The organism is Marinactinospora thermotolerans DSM 45154 (genome assembly GCF_900167435.1).
In the GTDB taxonomy this organism is placed as follows: domain Bacteria; phylum Actinomycetota; class Actinomycetes; order Streptosporangiales; family Streptosporangiaceae; genus Marinactinospora; species Marinactinospora thermotolerans.
Genome location: NZ_FUWS01000004.1, coordinates 76,585 through 94,488, shown reverse-complemented (window position 1 = coordinate 94,488; position 17,904 = coordinate 76,585). Strand labels below are relative to the sequence as shown.

At 71.3% G+C, this 17,904-nt stretch carries 14 protein-coding genes and 1 pseudogene; 8 read left to right on the top strand and 7 right to left on the bottom strand.

Translation table 11 applies throughout. The features are described from left to right. Positions 1–398: 398 nt before the first annotated feature. On the top strand, positions 399–1,676 hold the full coding sequence (locus tag B5D66_RS08180; RefSeq protein WP_394330040.1) for a multidrug effflux MFS transporter: 1,278 nt from the start codon (positions 399–401) through the stop codon (positions 1,674–1,676). A gap of 88 nt (positions 1,677–1,764) precedes the next feature. Here B5D66_RS08180 and B5D66_RS08175 read toward each other — a convergent pair whose 3' ends face one another. Next, complete coding sequence (locus B5D66_RS08175) at positions 1,765–2,643, bottom strand: alpha/beta fold hydrolase (RefSeq protein WP_078761059.1); 879 nt, start codon at positions 2,641–2,643, stop codon at positions 1,765–1,767. Positions 2,644–2,771: 128 nt separating this feature from the next. Between B5D66_RS08175 and B5D66_RS08170 the strand changes: the two genes are divergently transcribed. Beyond that, positions 2,772–5,972: an ATP-binding protein gene (locus B5D66_RS08170; RefSeq protein WP_078761058.1), complete on the top strand. Its 3,201-nt coding sequence runs from the start codon at positions 2,772–2,774 to the stop codon at positions 5,970–5,972. Between the two features lie 37 nt (positions 5,973–6,009). On the opposite strand, the gene B5D66_RS08165 is transcribed toward B5D66_RS08170, so the two are convergent. Together B5D66_RS08165 and B5D66_RS08160 are read right to left on the bottom strand one after the other, a co-directional pair. Then, positions 6,010–7,221: an MFS transporter gene (locus B5D66_RS08165; protein WP_078761057.1), complete on the bottom strand. Its 1,212-nt coding sequence runs from the start codon at positions 7,219–7,221 to the stop codon at positions 6,010–6,012. A 46-nt stretch (positions 7,222–7,267) separates the two neighbouring features. Next, on the bottom strand, positions 7,268–7,693 hold the full coding sequence (locus tag B5D66_RS08160; RefSeq protein WP_078761056.1) for a MarR family winged helix-turn-helix transcriptional regulator: 426 nt from the start codon (positions 7,691–7,693) through the stop codon (positions 7,268–7,270). A 788-nt stretch (positions 7,694–8,481) separates the two neighbouring features. Here B5D66_RS08160 and B5D66_RS08155 point away from each other — a divergent pair. The 3 genes and pseudogenes from B5D66_RS08155 (at position 8,482) to B5D66_RS26435 (ending at position 10,929) form a co-directional block, all read left to right on the top strand. After that, complete coding sequence (locus B5D66_RS08155) at positions 8,482–9,237, top strand: HipA family kinase (protein ID WP_200813571.1); 756 nt, start codon at positions 8,482–8,484, stop codon at positions 9,235–9,237. Next, positions 9,234–9,614: a DUF3037 domain-containing protein gene (locus tag B5D66_RS08150; protein ID WP_078761055.1), complete on the top strand. Its 381-nt coding sequence runs from the start codon at positions 9,234–9,236 to the stop codon at positions 9,612–9,614. Before B5D66_RS08155 ends, B5D66_RS08150 begins: the two co-directional genes overlap by 4 nt. Before the next feature lie 119 nt (positions 9,615–9,733). Then, positions 9,734–10,929 (top strand): annotated as a pseudogene (locus tag B5D66_RS26435) (PP2C family protein-serine/threonine phosphatase). Between the two features lie 55 nt (positions 10,930–10,984). Here B5D66_RS26435 and B5D66_RS08140 read toward each other — a convergent pair. Beyond that, positions 10,985–12,025 (bottom strand): NAD(P)-dependent alcohol dehydrogenase, encoded by a 1,041-nt coding sequence (locus B5D66_RS08140; protein ID WP_078761054.1) that lies wholly within the window; start codon positions 12,023–12,025, stop codon positions 10,985–10,987. Between the two features lie 200 nt (positions 12,026–12,225). On the opposite strand from B5D66_RS08140, the gene B5D66_RS08135 reads away from it, so the two are divergent. After that, positions 12,226–12,807: a YdeI/OmpD-associated family protein gene (locus B5D66_RS08135; protein WP_078761053.1), complete on the top strand. Its 582-nt coding sequence runs from the start codon at positions 12,226–12,228 to the stop codon at positions 12,805–12,807. A gap of 379 nt (positions 12,808–13,186) precedes the next feature. On the opposite strand, the gene B5D66_RS08130 is transcribed toward B5D66_RS08135, so the two are convergent. After that, positions 13,187–13,411 carry a hypothetical protein gene (locus B5D66_RS08130; RefSeq protein WP_078761052.1) on the bottom strand — a complete coding sequence of 75 codons (225 nt, stop codon included), beginning with the start codon at positions 13,409–13,411 and terminating at the stop codon, positions 13,187–13,189. A 523-nt stretch (positions 13,412–13,934) separates the two neighbouring features. Between B5D66_RS08130 and erm the strand changes: the two genes are divergently transcribed. Beyond that, the gene (erm, locus tag B5D66_RS08125; protein WP_078761051.1) at positions 13,935–14,768 is read left to right on the top strand and encodes an ErmE/ErmH/ErmO/ErmR family 23S rRNA (adenine(2058)-N(6))-methyltransferase; all 834 of its coding nucleotides are present in this window, start codon (positions 13,935–13,937) and stop codon (positions 14,766–14,768) included. 241 nt (positions 14,769–15,009) lie between these two features. Here the strand turns inward: erm and rox are convergent, their stop codons facing one another. After that, on the bottom strand, positions 15,010–16,437 hold the full coding sequence (gene rox, locus B5D66_RS08120) for a rifampin monooxygenase (protein ID WP_078761050.1): 1,428 nt from the start codon (positions 16,435–16,437) through the stop codon (positions 15,010–15,012). Positions 16,438–16,947: 510 nt separating this feature from the next. On the opposite strand from rox, the gene B5D66_RS25975 reads away from it, so the two are divergent. After that, the gene (locus B5D66_RS25975; RefSeq protein ID WP_235000859.1) at positions 16,948–17,418 is read left to right on the top strand and encodes a DUF4158 domain-containing protein; all 471 of its coding nucleotides are present in this window, start codon (positions 16,948–16,950) and stop codon (positions 17,416–17,418) included. 319 nt (positions 17,419–17,737) lie between these two features. On the opposite strand, the gene B5D66_RS25970 is transcribed toward B5D66_RS25975, so the two are convergent. Next, positions 17,738–17,896 carry a hypothetical protein gene (locus tag B5D66_RS25970; RefSeq protein ID WP_235000858.1) on the bottom strand — a complete coding sequence of 53 codons (159 nt, stop codon included), beginning with the start codon at positions 17,894–17,896 and terminating at the stop codon, positions 17,738–17,740. Positions 17,897–17,904 lie beyond the last annotated feature (8 nt).

Sequence of the window (17,904 nt, the reverse complement as noted above, 5' to 3'; positions counted from 1 at the left end):
CAAACCGGGGTGATCTGCGCTACGCCGCACACCTCTTGACGGTCACGCGCGCGTAAGCGACGGTGAACGCCTTCACCATGCGACGCCCCGGACACAGCGATAGCGTGCGACGGACCGAAGACATTCCCACCCCGCGCGAAGAACCCATGCGACGCCCCGGACACCACCACCCCCTCGCGCGCCGCGCCCGCGGGGACCGGCCCGCCGCACCCCGGCAGGCCAGGCGCTCCCCCACCACAGCCCCCGCCACGGCCACCCGCCCGCGGGCGAGTAATCCACATCACGTGACTAAGTCCGGCCAATACGGATTGCCGGGGACATAGGACGTGTTGGCGATGGTGCCGGCCCGCGCCGCCGGACGGCCCATCCTGCCCCCATCTCGTTCCCGAGGAGCCTTTGTGACGTCATCCACGTCATCCCCGCCCGCCACGGACCTGGCCTCCCCACAGGCGCGGCAGCCACGCCCGCGCCGCTCGGTGGCGCTACTCGTGCTGGTCCTGGGAACCCTCACCGCGACCGGGCCGTTGGCCACGGACTTGTATCTGCCGGCGTTTCCGCAGATCGCCGCGGATCTGGGTGCGCCGGAGTCGCGGATCCAGTTGACGTTGACCGCGATCATGGTCGGCATGGCACTGGGCCAGCTCGCCATCGGCCCGATGAGCGACGCCTGGGGCCGACGCGTCCCCCTGCTGGTCGGCGTGGCGGTGTTCACGCTCACCTCCTTCGCCTGCGCGCTGGTGACCTCCGCCGAGGCGTTCATCGCCATCCGGTTCCTCCAAGGCGTCGCAGGCGCGGCCGGCGCGGTCATCTCCCGGGCGATCGTGCGCGACATGTTCGACGGCGACACCGCCGCCCGCTTCTTCTCCCGGCTCATGCTCGTCAGCGGCCTGGCGCCGATGCTCGGCCCCATCCTGGGCGGCCAGCTGCTGCTGGTGGGCCCCTGGCAGATGCTGTTCGTCGTGCTGGGCGCCGTCAGCGCGCTGAGCATGGCCGTGGTCTTCTTCGGCCTGCCCGAGAGCCTGCCCGTCCACCAACGGCGCCGCCAAGGCCCCAAGGCGCTCCTGGGCACCCTGGCCGGCCTGCTCGGCGACGTCCGGTTCATCGGCCCGACCCTGACCCTGTCGCTGAGCTTCGCGATGATGTTCACCTACATCTCCGCCTTCTCCTTCGTGTCGCAGAACGAATTGGGCGTCAGCGCCCAGGGCTACAGCCTCATGTTCGCGGTCAACACGATCGGCCTGATCGCCGGAACCCAGGTCAACGCCGCCCTCATCGGCAAGGTCACCACCTCACGGCTGCTGCTGTTCGGCCTGGTGGGCGCCCTGGGCGCGGTCGCGGTGGTGGGCGCGTTGACCGCCACGGGACTGGCCTCCCCCGTGACGTTGACCGCCGCGTTGTTCGTGATGATGTTCGGCGTGGGACTGGTGTTCCCCAACGCGACCACGCTGGCGATCTCCAGCCAGCCGGCCGCCGTGGCCGGCAGCGCCTCGGCCCTGGTGGGATCGCTGCAGTTCGCACTGGGCGGCGGCCTGTCCTCACTGGCCGGGCTGACCTCCACCGGCGAGGCGTCACTGGCGAGCATGAGCGCCGTCATGGCCGGCACCGGCCTGCTCGCGCTCGCGGTCTTCGTCGCCTCGGCCCTGCTGGGCCGCCGCAAGGCGCGCGCCACCGCCTGACCCCGCCACGACGCGACGAAAACAGCGGACGTCCCCCGCGTGGTGCGGGGGACGTCCGCTTCACCGAGCCACGGCGACCACGCCCCGCCTACCCGGCCAGCAACTCCCGCAGCGCCTTGGCCACCGCGGCCGGGTCCTCCTCGGCCATGAAATGGCCACACTCCACCGTGACATGGCGCAGATCCGGCGCCCAGGCCCGCCACACCCCGGCAGCGTCATAGCCCAACGCCGCCCCCCAATCCTGCTGGAGCACCAGCACCGGCATGCCCAGCCGGTTCCCCGCAGCCCGGTCGGCCTGGTCGTCCTCCACATCGACACCGGCCGAGGCCCGGTAGTCGGCGACGATGGAGTCGACGGCGCCACGCGACGCCCTCAGATAGGCGGCGCGCACCTCGGCGGGGATCGCCCGCGGGTCACGCGCCCACAGGTCGAGGAAATGCCCGAAGAACACGTCGGGCTCGGCCCCGATCAACCGCTCGGGCAGCCCCGGCGGCTGGGCCATCAAATACAGGTGGAAGCCCACCGCCGCCGACACCCCGCTCATCACCTCCCACGTGTCCACGGTCGGCACCACGTCGAGCAGGGCGAGACGGGTAATGGCGTCGGGATGGTCCAGGCCCGCCCGGAAGGCGACCAGGGCACCCCGGTCATGGCCGGCCAACGCGAAACGCTCATGGCCCAAGGCGCGCGCCAACGCCACAACGTCAGCCGCCATGTTCCGCTTGGAATAGACCCGCCCATCGACGTCGGCCGGCTTGTCACTGTCGCCATACCCGCGCAGGTCCGGGCAGATGACCCGGTACTCGCCGGCCAGGTCGGCCGCCACATGCCGCCACATCAGATGGGTCTGGGGAAACCCGTGCAAGAGCACGACCGGCTCCCCCGCGCCGCCAACAGCGACGTTGAGCTCCACCCCCGGCGCGACCTGAACACGCCGATAGTCAAATCCATCAATGATCGGTTCCACGGTGATGCCTTTCCGAATCGAAGGTCCACCCGAAACCCTGCCGCACCCACCTCAGCCACCAATGAGCAACCGATGAGTGCCCAGGCCACGAGGGTCGCACCACACCCGCGAGCCGATAGATTGGCGACATGGGAGGGGAAGGAACGGGCACACACCTCTCCTTCGCCGTGCTAGGCCCACTGGAAGTCCACGACGGCAACGGGCCACTCGCCCTCAAAGGACCACGCCACCGCGAGGTCCTGGCCCGACTCATCGCCGCCGAAGGCCGCGTCGTCCCCCTCGACCAGCTCATCGACGACCTGTGGGACGTCCCCCCACCCGGCGCGACGGCCGCGATACGCACCTTCGTCTCCGCCCTGCGCCGCACCCTGGAACCCCACCGCCCCCCACGCCGGCCCGCCCGCCTCCTGGTGACCGCCCCACCCGGCTACGCCCTGCGGACCACCCCCCACACCGTCGACGCCCAACGCTTCGAAACCGCCACCGCGGACAGCGGCACCCTCCTCGAAGAAGCAGACCCCGCCCGCGCGCTGTCCATCCTGGAGGAGGCCCTCGCCCTGTGGAGGGGCCCCGCCTACGCCGAGTTCGCCGACCGGCCATGGGCCCGCGGCATCGCCGAACGGCTGGAGGAGACACGCCTGGTGGCCGTGGAACGACGCGCCGAGGCGCTGCTGAACCTCGGCCGCCACAACGAAGCCGTCCCCCTCCTCCACGCCCACACCCTCGCCCACCCGCTACGCGAGGACGCCTGGCGACAGCTCGCCCTGGCCCTGTACCGCAGCGGCCAACAGGCCCAAGCCCTCACCGCGCTACGCCGCGCCCGCGACATCCTCGCCGACGAACTCGGCGTGGACCCCGGTCCCCGGCTGCGCCGCGTCCACGACGACATCCTCGCCCACGCCCCCCACCTCGCCCCACCCCGCCCGCCCGCACCCCCCTCCCACCTCCTCCTCGGCCGAGACCGCGAACTGCGCTGCCTGGAACAGGCCGCCGCCACCGCCACGCGCACCACAACGCCCACAACGGTCCTGATCAGCGGCGACCCCGGGACCGGCAAGACCGCCCTGGCCGAAGCGTTCACCCACCGAATGGCGACACGGGGATGGACCACCGCCTGGGGCCGCGCACCCGAACACGACGGAGCGCCCGGCACCTGGCCCTGGACACAGATCGCCACCACACTGACCGCAACCGCCCCCACCACCCCACCCCCCGACCCCGACCCCGTGACAACCCGCTTCCACGCCCTGCGCGCCGCCACCGACCTCATCGCCCACACCACCCGGCGCGGCCCCCTCCTCCTCGTCTTCGACGACCTGCACCAGGCGGGCGAGGAGACCCTCGAACTGTTCACCACCCTGGCCGCCCACACCCCACCCGGCCCCCTCCTCCTGGTCGGCACCCACCACCCCGGCACGAACCGGCCCCCGCTGACCGCCGCCCTCGCCCGCCTCGCCCCCCACGAACCAGACCGCATCCACCTGCGGGGCCTGACCCGACCGGCCACCGACGACCTCGTACGCGCCATCACCGGCCACGACGTCACCCCGCACCACCTCGCGCTGATCCACCGGCGCAGCGACGGCAACCCCTTCTTCGCCCGCGAACTCGCCCGCCTCCTACGCAGCCGAGGAGCCGACGCCCTAGACGCGATCCCCGCCGGAGTGGGCGATATCATCCACCACCGCCTCGCCACACTGCCCCGCCCCGCCCGGCGACTCCTGGACCAGGCCGCCGTGATCGGCCGCGACGTCGACCCCGCCATCCTGGCCGCCCTCGCCGACGACGAGGAGGAACTCCTCGACACCCTGGACACCGTCCTGCTCGCCGGCTTCCTCACCGAAGAGGGCGCCACCGGACTGCGCTTCACCCACCTCCTGGTACGCGACGCCATCTACGACGCGATGTCACACGCCCGCCGGACACGCCGGCACGCCGCCGTCGCCGCGGCCCTGGAGACCCTGCGCCCCGACGACAACGCCGCCCTCGCCCACCACTACGGCCGCGCCGGCACCCCCGCCGCCGCCCGACGCGCCGCACACCACGCCCGCCTCGCGGCGCTCCACGCCCAACGCCACTTCGCCCCCTACGAGGCCGCCCGACTGTGGCGGGCCGCCGCCACCGCCCACGACCGCTCGGCAACCACCGACCTGCGCGGCCGACTGGAGGCGACCATGGGCATGGCGCGGGCACTGGCGGTGACCGGCCGCCTGGACGAGGCCCGCCGGCAACGCTCACACGCCCTCACCACAGCCGCGCAGCTCGGCGACCCCCACCTCACCGCGCAGGTCCTCACCACCTTCGACGTCCCCGCCGTCTGGACCCGCGGCGACGACCCCGAACTGGCCCAACGCATCGCCGACACCGCCCGCACCACCCTGGACGCCCTCCCCCGCAACGACGCACACCAGCGCGCCCGCCTGTTGAGCACCATCGCCCTGGAGCTGCGCGCCACCCCCCACGGCCGCCGCGCCGCCCTCCAGGCCGAGACCATCGCCCGCGGCCTCGACGACCCCGGCCTGCTCGCCCTGGCCCTCAACGCCCGCTTCCTCCAGTCCTTCGACCGCACCGGGCTCGCCCCGCAACGCGCCGAGATCGGCACCGAACTACTCGACCTGGCCACCCGACACGACCTGGTGACCTTCGAGATCCTGGGCCACCTCATCCTCCTGCAGGCCCACAGCGCCCGTGCCGACCTCGCCTCCGCCGACACCCACGCCACGGCCCTGGACAGGCTGGGCGACCGCCACGAGATCCCGCTCATCGGCGTGTTCACCCAGGGCTACACGGCGCTACGGCTGGCCATCGCGGGCAAGCGGGACGAGGCCGCATCCGCCTACCACGCCACCGACGCCCTGCTCGCCACATCCGGCATGCCCGGCATGCGCCACGGCCTGCTTTCCCTGGCCCTGGCCAGCCTGCACCTGCCCGGCCCCGCCCCCACCACCACGCCACACGACTCTCCCTACGCGCCATGGCTCCTCGCGCTGACCACCCCGCAGGCTCCCACCCCGCCCCCGCCGCCCCGCGGCCACCTCGACGAAGCACTCACCTGCCTGGCCGCCCAAGCCGCGATCACCGCGAACGACCACGCCGCCATGGACCGCGCCTACCGGCGCCTCCTGCCCGCGGCGCCGGAGCTGGCCGGCGCGGGCAGCGGCCTGCTGACCATGGGACCCGTCGCCCACCACCTCGGCGACCTGGCCGCCGCCCAGGGACGCCCGGCCGACGCCGCGGCCCACTACCGTCAGGCCAGGCGCGTCGCCCTCACGGCGGGATCCGCCCTCTGGGCCGACGCCGCGCGCACGGCAACGCGCGCCCTGCGCTGATCCGAAAACCGGCCTGCGCCCCGGGGGCGCAGGCCGCTCACCGCACCGCGTCCAGCCGCCGCAGATGCCCACGGCGCGCCACCAGAACCAGCATCCCCGCCAGACAGCACAACGCCCCCACCAGGTAGGGCAGCGACGGATGCACCTTCTCCCCCAGCTCCGTGGCCACGAACGGCGCCAACGCGCCCCCCATCCAACGCACGAAGTTGTACCCGGCCGAGGCCACCGGCCGCGGCGCCTGCGACACCTCCATCGCCGCCTCGGTGAACACCGTGTTGTTCAACCCGATCGGCACACCGGTCAAGACCACGAACACCACGACCTCCACCCGGCCGCCCAACGCGATCGCCACCTGCAACACCAGCAACAACCCCAACGCCAGGTGCAACGTCGCCACCGTGCCGATACGCCGCTGCACGCGCGGAGCCACCACCACCGACGACACCGCCACCAGCACGCCCCAGGCGAAGAACACCGCGCCGATCCCATAGGGCGACATGCCCAACACGAACGGCGTGAACGCCAACACGGTGAAGAACGCGAAGTTGTAGAACAAGGCCGTCACCGAGGTCGTCGCCAACCCTCCGTGCGCCAACGCCCGCAACGGATCCGACAACCGCGTCCGCGTCGCCGGCCGCGGCGGCGCCGTCAGCAGGACCAGGATCGACACGAAACCCGCCGCCATGAGCGCCGCCGTCCCAAAGAACGGCATCCGCCAATGCCATCCGCCCAACAGCGCCCCCAACAGCGGCCCCGAGGCGATCCCGACCCCCAACGCGGCCTCATACAGCACGATCGCCGCGGAGGCCCCACCGCTGGAGGCGCCCACGATGACCGCCAGCGCCGTCGCCACGAACAGGGCGTTGCCCAGCCCCCAGCCCGCGCGAAACCCGATCAGCTCCCCCACCGACTGCGAGGAGCCCGACAGCGCCGCGAACACCACCACGATGGCCAGCCCCACCAGCAGGGTCGCCTTACCGCCGATACGGCTGGAGACGAACCCGGTGACCAGCATCGCCACCGCCGTGACCAGGAAGTAACTGGTGAACAGCAACGAGACCTGACTGGGCGAGGCCGCCAGCCCCTGGGCGATCGAGGGCAGGATCGGATCAACCAGGCCGATCCCCACAAAGGCGACTACCGCCGCGAACGCTGTCGCCCACACCGCGCGGGGCTGACGCCACGGACTCGCCCGAAACGACCCTGGGGACGGGGAACCGGATAACTCGGTGTCGGCACGGGTGGACATGACCTTCGCACTACCTCTTCGAACGAGACGAGACCGGCCGCCGGCCTCAACCGCCGGCGCAGATCCTGGACAGCACCGGCAGCGCCGCCGCCAGCGCGGCACGCTCCGACTCCCCCAACGCCTCCAGTCGCTCCGCCAGGAAGGCGGTCCGCGCGGCCCTGCCCGCGGCCAGCAGGTCACGGCCGCGCGAGGTCAACCCCACCGTCACCACCCGGGCGTCATCGGTGTCGACCCCACGAGAGACCGCCTCGGCCTCCTCCAACCGCGACACGTGCGCGGTCATCGTGGGCGCGCGCACACCGTGCTCGCGGGCCAGTTCGGTCACCCTGCGCGGGCCGGCCTCCAACGACCCCAGGATTCCCAGCTGCTGGGCGGAGACCGGCTGTTCCGCCGTCACCTGACGAAGAAGGAGGACGAGATCGCGAAGGACGAGGGAGAACCCCTCGGCCAGTTCACGGGGATCGGATCGCACGCCCCGACTATAACTTAGATAGGCTAACTAAACAAATGGGTGAGGGGCACTCCCACCACCCACAACAGCCACACCCCTCCCCGAACCACCCCCCACCATCCCGGGCACCACTCACCCCCAGAAAGCCACCACCCCCCACCTCATCGACCTCCACGCCAACCGCGCCTGGCCCACCCCCACCACCCGCCACCACCACGGCTGGCTCCTACGGCCACCCCCCGGCGTCACCCGCAACCGCCCCGGCTCCGCCCTCCCACCACATCCCCAGCACCGCCCCCACCACATCGACGCCACCGAAACCTTCCACACCCAACGCGACCTCACCCCCGCACACCAACACACCGAACTCGACACCCACCTCACCCAACGCGGCTACACCACCACCCCCACACACAGCCACCACCAACTCACCGGCCACGACGACACCCCCGTCCTCACCCGCATCCACACCCCACCGCCTTCGCCCACCTCGACATCGACGGCCCCACCGCGGGCACCGCCCTATTCACCACCGCCGCACCGGCGTCGCCTGGACCACCCGCACCGGCACCCACCGGCTCCACCTCCAAGTCGAGCGCGACAACCACGCCGCCCGCCACCTCTACGCCACCACCGAATCGCCCCCCGCCCCTGACCCCACCGCCCCGCCACCCACACCGACGACCACGGACACCCCAAGGAGACAGAGCCCACCACCCACACCCCCGCAGGCGCCCAGCCCCCGCCAGCCGAAACACCCCCGACGCGACGGTCACCCACCCCACCGAACACGCCCTAAGCTGGCGCGCGTGCTCGAAGAGATAACCGCCACCAGATACGTCACGCCCCTACGCGAAGGCGGATCACTCCCCGGCCTGGTCGAAGCCGACAACCTCGGCATGTACGTCGCCAAATTCATCGGCGCCGGCCAAGGCCGCAAAACCCTCATCGCCGAGATCGTCGCCGGAGAACTCGCCCGCCGCCTCGGACTCCCCGTCCCCGACCTCGCCCTCCTCCACATCGACCCCCTCATCGGACGCGGCGAACCCGACGAAGAAGTCCAAGACCTCCTCAAAGCCAGCGGCGGCCTCAACCTCGGCATGGACTATCTCCCCGGCGCCCTCGGCTTCGACCCCCTCGTCTACCCCATCGACCCCGGCCTCGCCGGCCGCATCCTGTGGTTCGACGCCCTCGTCGGCAACGTCGACCGCAGCTGGCGCAACCCCAACATGCTCGTCTGGCACGGCCGCCCCTACCTCATCGACCACGGCGCGACCCTGATCTTCCACCACAACTGGCCCGGCGCAGCCAAAGCCGCCACCCGCCCCTACAACGCCACCGACCACGTCCTCATCCACACCCACCCCGACCTCACCGCAGCCGACAACGACCTCGCCCCCCGCATCACCGAACCCCTCCTCCGCGAGATCACCGCCCTCATCCCCGACCCATGGCTCCACGACGAACCCGGATTCCCCACACCCGACGACGTCCGCGACGCCTACACCACCCACCTGCTCACCCGAGCCACCGACCGCACCTGGCTGCCGGAGCTGCCCCGATGAACCGCGACGTCTTCGAATACGCCCTCATCCGGGTCGTCCCCCGCCTCGAACGCGGCGAACTCGTCAACGCCGGCGTCATCGTCTACTGCCAAGCACGCTCCTACCTCGCAGCACACTGCCACCTCGACCCCGACCGACTCCGCGCCCTCGACCCCGACGTCGACATCGACGGCGTCCACCGAGCCCTCCGCGCCACCCAACTCATCTGCACCGGAGGCCCCGACGCCGGCCCCGCCGGCCACGACGACCCCGGCCGACGCTTCCGCTGGCTCACCGCCCCCCGCAGCACCATCGTCCAACCCGGCCCCATCCACACCGGACTCACCACCGATCCCGCGGCCGAAGCCACCCGCCTCCTCGACCTCCTCGTACGCTGACCACCACGCCGGGGCCCCACCACAGGCCCCGGCCAACCCCCCACACCCGAACCGCGACACGGCACCCAACACCCCCCGCCACACCGCGCCCAATGTGAGACTGGTGAACGGGGGGACACATGACTGACGACGAACTCCGGATCAGCCCAGGCGAACACCTGCTCCAACGCCTCATCGAGCACACCCACACCTGCGGCCCCAACGACGTCCCCCGCGTCATCGACGACTACGCCGCCAGCATCGGCCTCGAACACGCCTCCGCCTACCTCGTCGACCTCCAGCAGAACCACCTCATCCCCCTCGACGAGAAACTCCCCACCCTCCCCGTCGAAACCTCCCCCGCAGGAGCCGCCTACCGCGCCCAATCCCTGCGCATCACCGAGAACGACAGCGGCACCCTCACCGCCTGGCTCCCCCTCATCGACGGCGCCGAACGCCTCGGCGTCCTCGGCATCCACACCACCACCCTCGACAGCACCACCCTGCGCCGCTGCCGCTCCCTCGCCGCCCTCCTCGCCATGACCATCACCTCCAAACGCACCTACAGCGACACCTACACCCAGCACACCCGCACCGCCCCCATGCGGCTCCCCTCAGAAATGCTGCGCGCCTTCCTCCCACCCCGCACCATCGGCACCGAACGCGTCATCACCACCGCCGTACTCGAACCCGCCTACAACCTCGGAGGCGACGCCTTCGACCACGCCCTCACCTCCGACACCCTGCACGCGGCCATCCTCGACTCCATGGGCCACGACCTCGCCTCCGGCCTGGCCACCTCCGTCGCCATGGCCGCCTGCCGCAACGCCCGCCGCACCGGAAACGGCCTCGACAAACTCACCGCCCGCATCGACCAGGCCCTCTCCACCTGGCTCCCCGACCAGTTCTGCACCGGCATCTTCCTCCAACTCCACCTCACCACCGGCACCCTGGACTGGACCAACTGCGGCCACCCCCACCCCTGCTCATCCGCGACCAGCGCGTCATCGACAACGCCCTCGAAGGAACCCCCGAACCCCCCCTCGGCCTGCCCAGCCTCTTCGACACACCCCTCGAACGCAGCGTCCAGCGACTCCGGCTCCAACCCGGCGACCGCATCCTGCTCTACACCGACGGCGTCACCGAAGCCCGCGACGCCAACGGCGCCCTCTTCGGACTCGAACGCTTCACCGACTTCATCATCCGCGCCACCGCCGTCGGCGACCCCGCCCCCGAAGCACTCCGCCGCCTCATCCACGCCATCCTCGACCACCAGCACTGCAAACTCAGCGACGACGCCACCATCCTGCTCATCGAATGGATGCCCCACCCATAAGAAAACGCCGCCCGACGGGAACCCCCACCGGACGGCGTCCACAACCGTCGATCGCCTACCGCTGCGGCACGATCACCGCGCGCCCCTGGATCCGCCCCTCGTGCAGCCGCTCGTACACCTGCGGGGCCTCCGCCAGCTCGTAACGCTCCACGTGCGCGCTCACCGAGCCCGCGCGCGCCAGATCGATCAGCTCGATCAGCTCGCTACGCGTCCCCCAGTAGGTCACACCCGCACGGACCCCATAGGGAACCGAAGCGAAGGACACCGGAAGCACACCGCCACCGATCCCCACGACGGTCACGTCACCGTCCATGCCCACCAGCTTCGCCGCCAGGTCGACCGTCGCCTGAGCGCCGACGAAGTCCAGCACCACCGAGGCGCCCTCCCCGTTGCTGAGCTCACGGACCTTGTCCACCGCGGACGCGTCCGACTTGAAAACGTGGTGGGCCCCACTGCGCTCCGCCAACTCCAGGCTCTCCGGCCGGACGTCGAGCGCCACCACCGTCGCCGCGCTCATCGCCCGCAGCAACTGCACGCCGATGTGCCCCAGACCGCCCACACCGATCACCACGACCGTGCTGCCCGCGTACATCTTGTCCAGTGAACGCCGGATCGCGTGGTAGGGGGTCAACCCGGCGTCGGTCAACGGCACCGTCTGCACCGGGTCGAGGTCACCGATCGGAACCACGTGCCGCTCGGAATCCACCAGCATGTAGTCGGCCAGGGCACCGGGCCGGCCCAGCCCCGGCGGCATGATCCCCATGCCCGCCGCGCGCGGGCAGTAGTTCTCCGCCCCCTTCGCGCACGCGTGACAGACACCGCACCCCCACGGGCCGTACACCACCACGGAATCGCCGACGGAAACGGAACGCACCTCCGCCCCCACCGCGGCGACACGGCCGGCTCCCTCGTGGCCCAGCGTCAACGGCAACGGATAGGGGAACTCGTCAGCGGACCACCCCATGACCGCGAGGTCCGAGTGGCAGACCCCCGCGGCGGTCACCTCAAGCAGGATCTGTCCCGGCCCCGGCTCGGGGACCGCGACCTCGTTCACGACCGGGGGACGACCTACCTCGGTGTACTGGACGGCTCGCATGAGAACTCCTTTCGCTCCTTTGTGAGGACGTCCCACGAGGGAACATCCTTTGCTACTTTCCCACCACAACCCTCACGAAATGCCCCTCCCCCCACGCCCACCTGCGGCGTCGTTACCGAGCCGCGTTTTTCCCGCGGTATCCTCCGCCGCCTCTTCGACTAGATTCAGGACACGGGACCCGCGACGTCCGGAGGGCTCTCATGCGCCCCACCTTCTTCTCCACCGTCGCCGAACTCCGCGCCTGGCTGACGGCCAACCACGCGAGCGCCACCGAGGTGTGGGTCGGTCTCCCCGACCACGACCACGTCGGGGAACAGGCTCCGAGCTGGGCCGAAACGCTCGACCAGGCACTGTGCTTCGGCTGGGTCGACACCGCGCGCGTGCGCGTCGACGCCCACCACCACGCGGTCCGGCTCGCCCCCTGCCCGCCCGGCGACCGTTTCCAGGAACTACGCGCGGCCCGGGTGGCCGAGCTTGCCGAGCGAGGGCTCGTCCATCCCGCCGGGCACGCCGCCTTCGGCCCGTCCGCGTCCGCCCAGGCCGGCCCCTGCCCACATGGCCCGGGGGACGAGCTGTGCGACAGCTATCTGGCGCTCTTCCAGGCCAACCCCCCGGCTTGGGCCTTCTTCCGCGCTCAGGATCTCCCCTACCGACGCGCCGCGACGTCGTGGGTGATGGACGCCGAGGACGAGGAGACGAGCGCCCGTCGCCTGTCCGCCCTCGTGGCGGCCTCGGCCCGCGCCCGCCGCCTTCCTCTTCGGCCCCTCTCCCGGCCCGTGTGAGGCCCTGACCGGTCGCGGAGCGTCTTCTGAGCTGGGCGGCGTAGCCGCCTCCTATTTTGTTTAATTTTTCACTTTTTGTTTTTTTAGAGACCACTACCTTTACGTTGTAGATTCATAACTCCTGTGTGAGGACGGGAAACGGGACACGGGTAGGACTCCGAGGATCCGCCCGAGCATCGGGACGACGCCGCGTCCCGTCCCATCGGGAACGGTTCCCCGGCCCCTCGGCTCCAGGGGACACGGGGGCGTCCTATGCCTCCCGCCGGCGCCTGCCTCCCCGAGCGGTTCGCGGCGCGAGCGGGCAGGCCCCTCCCCCAGCACAGAGGTCCCGCGCCTGAGCGCGGGACCTCTGGAAGCGCCTATCGGCCGCGGGGCGACCTCACCTGAGAAAGCGCTGTTCCTCCAACTTCAGCGCGACCCCCAGCGCGAAGAACGTCGGAGCCCACTCTCCGACGAACAGCCCCCAGCGGTCCGCCCGGTCGATGCCGGCGTCCTCGCCCTTCTTGGAGGCCAGCCAGATCAGTACGGTCAACCCGATCGACCCGAAACCAGCCGTGTAGGCCATCTCGGACGTGACACCCATCTCGTGGAGCTTGCGAATCATCTTCCCCCCTCGGTCACAACGGCGGGGCAGCTACCCAAGGGTCGGCTGGGTATTCGGGAAAACAAACCAGGTAATCCCCCAATCCGGACAGGGAAAAAACCTGTTGTCCCCGCCACGGGGGCGGCCTAGGGTGATCCCACCATGAGTGCTTCTTCCGCCGCGGCCTGCTGCGCGGTGACCGGCTTCGGCTCCCGGTGGGGGGCCGACCTCGTGATCCGTCCCCGTCACCGGTCCGCCGTCCCGGTTCCACCAGGACGCGCCGGCGACTGACACGCCCGTCCGGCTCCCCGACCACCGTCTCGGGGAGCCCGTCCGGCCGGGTGCTCTAGGTCCCCGTCCCCTGCCGCGCGGCCTCGCCGTGCCCTGAGGCGTCCTGTTCCCCACTCCTGGGACCGGGCGGCATGCGCAGTCCATGACCGCCCTCGGACGGGCCCGTGTCCCATCACCGCGTCGCCCCAGGCGCACGCGCTCCACGGCCCCGTCCGCCTCCGCCACCTCTCCGTGTGGCAGGAACGGACCTCTCATGTCCCACCACCGTGGCACCCCCGCAGGCTCCGCCCCCGGCACCCGTGTCCCCTCCCGGGGGAGACGGGCGAACCGGCGCCGAGCCCTCTCCCAGAACTTCCTGACCGACCCCTCCGTCGCCCGTTGGCTGGTGCGCCTTGCCGCCCCCGGCCGTGACGATCTCGTCATCGAGGTCGGTCCGGGCGATGGCGCGCTGACCCGCTTCCTCGCGCCGGTCTGCGGGACACTGCTGTGCTACGAGATCGACCCCGGTTTCGCCGCCCGGCTCGCGAAGCGCTACCGGGCCGTCCCCTCCGTCCGGGTGATCAGCGGGGACTTCCTGGATTCCAGAACGCCCCGCGCCCCGTTCTCCGTCGTCGCGAACATCCCCTACTCGATCACCTCGGACATCGTCGACTGGTGTCTGCGGGCTCCCACCCTGACCAGCGCGACCCTGATCACCCAGGTGGAGTACGCCCGCAAGCGCACCGGCGGGTTCGGGAGGTGGAGCAGGTTGACGGTGCGAACCTGGCCCTGGTTCGAGTGGACCCTGGCGGGCCGCGTTCCCCGTGACAGGTTCTTCCCGGTCCCCCGCGTCGACGCGGGGGTACTGCGGTTGCGTCGCCGCCCGGTCCCGCTGGTCCCCGACCATCTGGCCGGCGCCTACCGCCACTTCGTCGACACGGGATTCAGCGGGGTCGGCGGCTGCCTGCACGCCTCGTTGCGCCGGGACCATCCGCGGCGGCGGCTGGACGCCGCGTTCCGCGCGGCGGGGGTGGACCCCCGCCGGGTGGTCGCCTTCGTCCCCCCTGACCGGTGGGTGGACCTCTTCCTCCATCTGCACGGAACCTGAGTTGCCCGAGGGTGACGGATGGCCCGGCCGGCCCGCCCAGGCCCGGCCGGGCCGCCTCGGCCACGGAGAGGCTCTGTGCGCCTCTCCGGCCCGCGACTGGAGGGGACGCGCGACGGTTCGGCCACGGCCGGCGGACTCCGCGGCGAGCGGGGCGACCACCGCCCTGCCCTGACCTGCGCGCTTCCGGGCGGGGATCGCCCAAGTCCGCCACGGGGTGTGTGTCCCCTCCGGGAGGCATGGCTCAGCTGGTGGGGGCGCCGAACCACGTGGCCAGCCGGCCGAGCAGCTCCTGCTGGTCCTCACCGACCCACGCCACGTGGCCGTCGGGCCGCAGCAGCGCCGCGGGCACGTCCAGTCCATCGCCGACGTCGACGACATGGTCGACCCGATCCGCCCAGCCCGCCACCGAGAGCCGGCCGGTCCGGTCGAGCAGCAGCCCGCGGCCGCCACGCATCAGCTCGTAGAGGCGCCCCTGCGTGAGCCGTACGTCGCGCATCCGCCGGCCGAGCAGGTCATGTCCGTCGCCGAGGTCGTAGCGGACCCCGATCGCGGTGATCTTCTCGATCAGGTACCGGTTCACCTCCTCGAAGTCCATCAGTTCCGACACCAGCCGGCGCACCGCCCGGGGGCCCGGTTCGAGCGACAGCAGCTCGATCTGCGCACGCGTGTTGACCAGCACGTCGGCGGCCACCGGGCGCCGTTCGGCGTGGTAGCTGTCCAGCAGCCCCTCCGGCGCCCACCCGTGGACCTCGGCGGCCAGTTTCCAGCCGAGGTTGAACGCTTCCTGGACGCCGAGGTTGAGCCCCTGCCCACCGGTCGGCGGGTGGATGTGCGCCGCGTCGCCGGCCAACAGCACCCGGCCGACCCGGTACCGCTCGGCCAGCCGGGTGGCGTCACCGAAGCGGGAGAGGCAGCGCGGCGAGTGCACGCCGAAGTCGGTGCCGGCGAACACCCGCAACCGCTGCCTGAACTCCTCCAGCGTCACCGGGGCCGCGCGGTCCTTGGTCACCCCCTCGGCCGGCACGATGAGGCGGTAGACCTCGCCCCCGAGGGGAACCGCGCCGAAGCGGAGATGGGTCTTGCGGATCTCGGCCACCACGGAGGCCAGCGTCTCCGGCGACGCGGTCACCTCCATCTCACCCAGCAGTGTCTCGACCCGGGAGGGCTCGCCGGGAAAGCCGACGCCGAGCAGCTTGCGCACCGTGCTGCGACCTCCGTCGCAGCCGACGAGGTAGCGCGAGCGCAGCCGCGTGCCGTCGGCCAGCTCGGCGCTCACCCCGTGTTCGTCCTGGGCCAGTCCGACCAGTTCGCACCCGCGCCGGATCTCGACACCGAGCTCGGCGGCGTGCTCGGCCAGCAGGCGCTCGGTACTGCTCTGCGGGATGGCGAGGACGTAGGCGTGCGCGGTGTCCAAGCGGTCGGGCCACGGTTTGTCGATGCCGGCGAAGAAACCGCCGACCGTGAACCGCTCGCCGAGCGCGAGGAAACGCTCCAGCAGGCCGCGCTGGTCCATCACCTCGATGCTGCGCACATGCAACCCGAGCGCCCGGGCCTGTCCGGTCGGCTCGGTCTCCTTCTCCAGCACGAGAACGCGCACGCCGCGCAATCGCAGCTCACCGGCCAGCATCAGGCCGGTCGGTCCGCCGCCGGCAACGATCACGTCGATCATGAGGGCCCCATTCAGCAAGGTTGGCCTTCGGCCGGACCCGGCACGGTCCGATGGCGCGCGCACCCCTTCGCGCCGCGGGTGCCGGCGGCGGTTGCGTCCTTTGGCGTGCGTGTTCGTGGACAGGGCACACCGGCTTCGCGCGTCCCCGGTCTCCGCCGGTTCCGGCTTCGGCTGGAGATTGTCCGGCACGACCCGGGTCTTGCCGCAAGCCCCCGGGTGCGCTATAGATTAAGAGTGGCAAGGAGTGACCAGACCTCCTTGCCTTTGGTTTTTCTCCGCCCCTCCTGGACGGACACGCGCCCGGGAGGGCGTCGCCGCGGCGCGCCCGATCCGGACGGGGCGGGTCCGCCCCCACCGGCAAGCGTCCTGGGCGCCCCTACGGCTCGTCCGGGTCGAGACCGGCCCCCGTCCACGATGGGGTGCCGTTAACGAACGTGTCACCAGCCGCAAACGTGACCAGTTTCGGTGATCGACCACCCTGAACCAGGGTCTTTCGGCATGATGCGGTCCATGAGTCGGCAGCCGGTGAGCATGGACGAACTTGTCGAGCATTGGACCGTGCTGGACGACGAACAGGACCTGGTGACGGGCAAGCGCGGCGCGACGAAGCTGGGGTTCGCGCTGCTGCTGAAGTACTACACGCGGCACGGCCGCTTCCCCCGCGGTCGAGCGGACTTCCCTGACGAGGTCGTCGGCTTCGTCGCCCGCCAGGTGAAGGTGCCCGCCGCCGACTTCGGCTTCTATGAGTGGTCCGGGCGCACGATCGAGTACCACCGCAAGCAGATCCGCGACCACCTGGGATTTCGGGTGTGCGGGGTGGCCGACGCCGACAAGCTCACCGACTGGTTGGCCGCCAACGTCGCTCACGCCGAGCGCAGCACCGACCGGGTGCGCGAGGAGTTGCTCAAGCACTGCTTCGCCGAGCGCATCGAGCCCCCCCCACCGCTGACCGCGTCATGCGGATGGTGCGCTCGGCCCTGAGCACTGCCGAGGAGACGTGGTTCACCGCGATCGAATCCCGCCTGGCGCCTGAGTTGCGCGCACGGGTGCTGGGCCTGGTGGAGCACAACCCAGAGACCGAGGCCGACGACGAAGACGCCGAGTCGGTGCTGTCCCTGGTCAAGGCAATGCCGGGAAACATCAGCCTGGAGTCGATGCTGCGGGAGATCCGCAAGCTCAACGCGATCCGCTCCATCGGCCTGCCGCCGCACCTGTTCGCCGACGTTGCGCCCAAGGTGCTGGCCTCCTGGCGGCAGCGGGCGGCGGTGGAGTCGCCCTCCCACCTGCGCCGCCGCTCCCCTCAGGCCGCCGTGACCCTGCTGTCGGCGTTGCTGGTCGAGCGGGAGCGGGAGGTCACCGACTCACTGGTGGACCTGCTGATCGCGACCGTGCACCGCATCGGGGCCCGTGCCGAGCGCAAGGTGACCAACGAGCTGATCAACGCCTTCAAGCGGGTCACCGGGCAAG

Bases quoted from the DNA above. Each gene is read 5' to 3' on its own strand.
- rox (WP_078761050.1), bottom strand. From the start codon at position 16,437: ATGATCGACGTGATCGTTGCCGGCGGCGGACCGACCGGCCTGATGCTG.
- B5D66_RS25975 (WP_235000859.1), top strand. From the start codon at position 16,948: ATGAGTCGGCAGCCGGTGAGCATGGACGAACTTGTCGAGCATTGGACC.
- B5D66_RS08150 (WP_078761055.1), top strand. From the start codon at position 9,234: ATGAACCGCGACGTCTTCGAATACGCCCTCATCCGGGTCGTCCCCCGC.
- B5D66_RS08140 (WP_078761054.1), bottom strand. From the start codon at position 12,025: ATGCGAGCCGTCCAGTACACCGAGGTAGGTCGTCCCCCGGTCGTGAAC.
- B5D66_RS08165 (WP_078761057.1), bottom strand. From the start codon at position 7,221: ATGTCCACCCGTGCCGACACCGAGTTATCCGGTTCCCCGTCCCCAGGG.
- B5D66_RS08135 (WP_078761053.1), top strand. From the start codon at position 12,226: ATGCGCCCCACCTTCTTCTCCACCGTCGCCGAACTCCGCGCCTGGCTG.
- B5D66_RS08130 (WP_078761052.1), bottom strand. From the start codon at position 13,411: ATGATTCGCAAGCTCCACGAGATGGGTGTCACGTCCGAGATGGCCTAC.
- B5D66_RS08170 (WP_078761058.1), top strand. From the start codon at position 2,772: ATGGGAGGGGAAGGAACGGGCACACACCTCTCCTTCGCCGTGCTAGGC.
- erm (WP_078761051.1), top strand. From the start codon at position 13,935: ATGTCCCACCACCGTGGCACCCCCGCAGGCTCCGCCCCCGGCACCCGT.